A 5,052-nucleotide genomic window follows, 5' to 3' on the forward strand; every position below is an offset into this window, starting at 1 on the left:
CGGCTGCCCCCGCCGCCGCGTCCGGCCCCGCCGCCGCCCGGCGCGGGCGCCAACCCGATCCCCGCCCGGGTCGGGCGGTCCGACCCGCCGTCCACGACGGTCGCCCAGGCGGCCGCGGCCCCGCCCCCGCGTCCCGCGGCGTCGCCCCCGGCGTCACCGCGGTCCGAACACGAGCGTCCGCAGGCCGGCGGCCCGTCCTCCGACGAGGGGGAGCGGTCCGGCGGCCGTTCCGCGTCCGGTGACGGAGGCGCCGACGAGGCCGACGGCCGGCGCGCGCACGACTCCTCCGGCCAGGACGGCGGCGACGCCGACCGTCCCGCCCAGGGGTCCGCCGCCGACCGCGACGGCGGGCAGGGCGACGCGGCGCCGAACCGCCCGTCCGGACCCCGTCTCGCCCCCGAGCCGTCCGCGTCCCGCCCGCCGTCCGGGGACGGCGAGCACGGCAGCGGCCCCGGCGGCCCGCGCCGCCGCCCGGTGGTGTTCGACGAGGACGACGATCTCGACGTGCCCGACTTCCTGAAGTGATCACGACCGTCTCCCTCGGCGAGGGCGTCGGCGCCGCCTTCACCGGCCGCGCCGGCGGCCGCAGCGCCGCCCCGTTCGACAGCCTCAACCTCGGCGGCGCCGTCGGCGACGACCCCGCCGCCGTCCGCGACAACCGCCGCCGCGTCGCCGCGGCGCTGGGCGTCGCCCCCGAGCGCATCGTCTGGATGCGCCAGGTGCACGGCGCGGACGTGGAGTTCGTCACACGCCCCTTCGCCGACGACCCGGCGCCCGGCGTGGACGCGATCGTGACGACCGTGCCCGGCCTGGCGCTGGCGGTGCTGGTCGCCGACTGCGCCCCGGTCCTGCTGGCCGACCCGGTCGCCCGCGTGGTGGGCGCCGCGCACTCCGGTCGTCCCGGAACGGCCGCGGGCGTCGTGCCCGCCCTGGTCGCGCGCATGCGCGAGCACGGCGCCGACCCGGCGCGCATCGTCGCGGCGATCGGCCCGGCGGCGTGCGGCGGCTGCTACGAGGTGCCCGCGGCGATGCGCGACGAGGTCGCCGCGCGGGCGCCCGAGGCGTACGCGACGACGCGGGCGGGCACCCCGGGCCTGGACATCCGCGCCGGGATCGTCGGTCAGCTCAAGGCCGACGGCGTCACCGACATCCGCGTCGACCCGCGCTGCACGATCGAGACGCCCGAGCTGTTCTCCTACCGGCGCGAGGGCCGCACCGGCCGCTTCGCCGGTTTCGTGTGGCTCACCGGCGACGACGACGGCGCCTCGGAGGGCGTCTCGGACGACGGCCTCGGCGACGCCTCCGCGGGGGGCCGGCATGGGTGAGCCGGCGAACGGGAGCGCGGAGCGCCGCGAGGAGCTGGCCGCCAACCTCGCGGAGGTCCGCAAGCGCATCGAGGCCGCCTGCGCGTCCGCGGGACGCGACCCGGACGAGGTGACGCTGGTCGCGGTCACCAAGACGTTCCCCGCCTCCGACGTGCGGCTGCTGGCCGAGCTCGGCGTGACCGACGTCGCCGAGAACCGCGACCAGGAGGCGCGCCCCAAGGCCGAGGCGTGCGCGGACCTTCCGCTGCGCTGGCACTTCGTCGGCCAGCTGCAGACCAACAAGGCGCGGTCGGTCGCCGCGTACGCCGACGTGGTGCAGTCCGTCGACCGGCTGCGGCTGGTGCGCGCGCTGTCGGGCGCCGCCGTCCGCGCCGGGCGGACGCTGCGCTGCCTGATCCAGGTGTCGCTGGACGAGCCGCGGGGAGGCGAGCGCGCCCCGGCCGCGACCGGGGCGCGCGGCGGCGCCGACCCGGCCGAGGTGCCCGCCCTGGCCGACGCGATCGCCGCGGCCGACGGACTGGAGCTGGACGGCGTGATGGCGGTCGCCCCGCTGGGCGGCGACCCTTCCGTCGCGTTCTCCCGATTGGCCGAAATCGCCGCCGACCTGCGGCGCGACCGCCCCGAGGCCGCCGTGATCTCGGCCGGGATGAGCGGCGATCTGGAGGAGGCCGTCGCGTGTGGCGCGACACATGTGCGTGTCGGTACGGCGTTGCTCGGCGGCAGGCGGGCAATCGTCAGGTAATGTCCCCCCAGGGGTACCTGCCGAAACGGCGGGGCACACGGACGGGCGGTCCGAGGCGGCGCCGAGGCGCCGGTGCCGCGGCCACAGGACGACGGAGGGGCGTATGGCCAGCGCGATGCGCAAGATGGCGGTCTACCTCGGCCTTGTGGAGGACGACCGCTACGACGACAAGTACGGCAAGTACGACGACTACGACGATTACGAGATCTACGACGACGACGCGGACCTCGCCGGCCGCCGTTCCGGCCGCGACGAGGAATCCGGCGGCCAGCTTACACGGGCCGACGAGGCCGCGGAGCGGGAACGCGATCATCACGCATCGCCACCGGGCGATCGACGCTCCGTGGGTCTCTACGAGAGCGGTTCCACGGACCTTGCGCGCATCACTACGCTGCATCCCAGGACCTACAACGAAGCGAGGACCATTGGGGAGCACTTCCGTGAGGGCACACCGGTCATCATGAATCTGACCGAGATGGTCGACAGCGACGCCAAGCGTCTGGTCGACTTCGCGGCGGGTCTGGTATTCGGCCTGCACGGGAGCATCGAGCGTGTTACGAACAAGGTGTTCCTGTTGTCGCCCGCCAACGTCGAGGTGACGGCCGAGGACAAGGCCCGGATGGCAGAACGAGGGTTCTTCAACCAGAGCTGACGGCGAACATGCGAGAGACTCCGTGACAATCGTTGGATCCGTGCTGAGCGCGGTACTGTACATCTTCCTGCTGTTCCTCATCGGGAGACTGATCCTGGAGGTACTGCAGTCGTTCGCCCGGTCATGGCGTCCCACGGGACTGGTGCTGGTGATCGCCGAGACCACCTACACCGTCACCGATCCGCCACTGAAACTGCTGAGGCGTTTCATCCCGCCGATCCGGCTGGGTAACGTGGCGCTGGACCTCAGCTTCACGGTCCTCATCCTTGCGGTCTGGCTCCTGATCATCTTCGTCCAGGGGGTCTTCCAGTCATGATCACCTTCGTCGAGGAGCTCTGATCGGATACCGTCCTACGGGACAGACTCCAAGCGCGCCAAGGAGACGAACATGCCACTGACACCCGCCGACGTGCGGAACAAGCAGTTCAGTACCACCAGGCTGAGGCCGGGATACGACGAGGAGGAGGTCGACGCCTTCCTCGACGAGGTCGAGGCCGAGCTGGACCGCCTCATCCAGGAGAACGAGGAGCTGCGCGCGAAGCTGGCCGAGTGCCTGCGCGGCAAGGTCCCCGCCATGGCCGCGCCGATCGTCGAGCCGAAGCCGGACGTGCCGCAGATCCCCGAGCCGCCCCGGCCCGAGCCGCAGCCTCAGCCCGAGCCGGAGCCCGCCCCCCTCGGCGGCGGCCTCGGCATGGGCCCCGCACCGTCCGGCGAGGACAACATGGACACCGCGGCGCGCGTGCTGGCGCTGGCGCAGCAGACCGCCGACCAGGCGATCGCCGACGCCCGCCGGGAGGCCGACGAGACCCTCGGCCGGGCCCGCCGCGAGGCCGAGGAGATCCTCGGCAAGGCCCGCCGCCAGGCCGACCAGATCGTCAGCGAGGCCCGCTCCCGCGCCGAGGCCCTGGACCGGGACGCCCAGGAGCGGCACCGCCAGGTCATGGGCTCGCTGGTGCAGCAGCGCGAGGAGCTGGAGCGCGAGGTCGACAACCTGCGCGCCTTCGAGCGCGAGTACCGCAGCCGCCTGAAGGTCTACCTGGAGGGCCAGCTGCGCGACCTCGAGGCCGGCAGCACCGAGACCGGAGCCTTCCAGGCAGGCGGCGGTCCCGCAGCGCCCGCCCAGGGTCCCGGCGGCACCGGGCCGCAGAGCACCATCGCCCACGACGGCCGCAACGGCACCGCCGGCGGCTCCGCCCCCACCGGCCCCACCCCCTTCCCTCCGCCCGGCGAATCCGCCCCGCACGCCCAGCAGGTCCAGCACTCGGCGACCGGAGCCTTCCACGCGGGTGACAACCCGCCGCACGAGAGGCGCTGACCCCGGGCCCGCAGGCTGTAGTGTCTTTCCCGACCGCCGCGCCGCGGTCGGCCCGTCGCGGCGTGTTCGCCGTATGCGCGCGGGCCGACGCCGTTCCGGCGGCGTTCCGGTACGTCGGTGAAGGCCGTCCGGAGCGACGTGCTCCGGAGAGCGCCCGGCCCTGGAGGGGGAGAGACCCTTGATCATCGTGAGTGGCGTCCTCGTGGTGGTGGCGATCGCCCTGCTGGTCGCGGGCGTCGTCGCGGACATCACCACGGGCAGCGGAGACAGCGCGCAGGTGCTCGGCGTGGACGCGCTGGTGGTGATCTACACCTCGATCGCGGTCAGCCTGGTGTCGTTCCTGTGCCTGGCGATCGGGGTCTTCCTGCGGCGCAAGGAGCTGTTCGGCCCGGTTCCCGCCCCCGCCGCGGCCCCGCCGCGCAAGTCCAGGACCGGCCGCAAGGACAAGAAGGACAAGAAGGAGAAGAAGGGCGCCACGTCCGGTCGCGCCGCGACCGTCCCGGCGCCCGCCGCCGCTCCTCCCGGCAAGGACGCCGGCGCCCCGTCCGACACGCCCGTGGACGTTCCCGTCCAGCCGGCGGACGTCCCCGACGACGCCCTGGTGTACGTGGTGCGCGGCCGCCGCCGCTACCACCTGGACACCTGCCGGCAGCTGGCGGGGCGCGACAAGGACGAGCTGACCTACATCGAGGCCAAGGAGGAGGGGTTCAGCCCCTGCACCGCCTGCATGCCCGACACCGCTCTGGCGGCGCGCGCCGCGGTGTCGGTGCCCGCCGGGGCCGGCGGGCAGGCCCGCTCCACGGCGTCGGCCGAGCCCGTGGCCGGATCCGGCCGCTCGGCGTCCCCGTCCGCGTCCGTGTCCCCGTCTGCGTCCGCCGAGCCGGCCTCCGCCGCGCCGGCGTCGGACCGGCCCGCGCCGGGCGCCTCCGCGTCGACGAGCGCACCGCCGTCCGCGTGGCCGCTGCCCGGTGAGGCCGCCGCGTCGCGGCCGTCCGGCGGCGCCGCCGCGCAGGAGCCC

5 protein-coding genes and 2 pseudogenes are annotated in these 5,052 nt (G+C 74.7%); all 7 read left to right on the plus strand.

Features of this window, described 5'->3' with window-relative positions:
- Window positions 1–525: pseudogene (locus AR3_RS31390) on the plus strand (hypothetical protein); the annotation flags it as partial.
- The gene (pgeF, locus tag AR3_RS28545) at window positions 522–1,325 is read left to right on the plus strand and encodes a peptidoglycan editing factor PgeF (RefSeq protein ID WP_083952236.1); all 804 of its coding nucleotides are present in this window, start codon (window positions 522–524) and stop codon (window positions 1,323–1,325) included. The pseudogene AR3_RS31390 and the gene pgeF, both read left to right, overlap by 4 nt.
- Entirely contained in the window at window positions 1,318–2,067 is a 750-nt protein-coding gene (locus tag AR3_RS28550) for a YggS family pyridoxal phosphate-dependent enzyme (RefSeq protein ID WP_067918677.1), read from the plus strand. The genes pgeF and AR3_RS28550 overlap by 8 nt, the downstream gene beginning before the upstream one ends.
- Window positions 2,068–2,170: 103 nt before the next feature.
- Window positions 2,171–2,719 (plus strand): cell division protein SepF, encoded by a 549-nt coding sequence (locus AR3_RS28555; protein ID WP_067918679.1) that lies wholly within the window; start codon window positions 2,171–2,173, stop codon window positions 2,717–2,719.
- 22 nt (window positions 2,720–2,741) lie between these two features.
- Window positions 2,742–3,035: a YggT family protein gene (locus AR3_RS28560; protein ID WP_067918681.1), complete on the plus strand. Its 294-nt coding sequence runs from the start codon at window positions 2,742–2,744 to the stop codon at window positions 3,033–3,035.
- A gap of 72 nt (window positions 3,036–3,107) precedes the next feature.
- Window positions 3,108–4,034, plus strand: coding sequence for a DivIVA domain-containing protein (locus AR3_RS28565; protein WP_067918683.1), 927 nt, complete (start codon window positions 3,108–3,110; stop codon window positions 4,032–4,034).
- A gap of 178 nt (window positions 4,035–4,212) precedes the next feature.
- Window positions 4,213–5,052: pseudogene (locus AR3_RS28570) on the plus strand (hypothetical protein); the annotation flags it as partial.

This window comes from Actinomadura rubrobrunea NBRC 15275 (assembly GCF_001552235.1).
Lineage (GTDB): Bacteria > Actinomycetota > Actinomycetes > Streptosporangiales > Streptosporangiaceae > Spirillospora > Spirillospora viridilutea.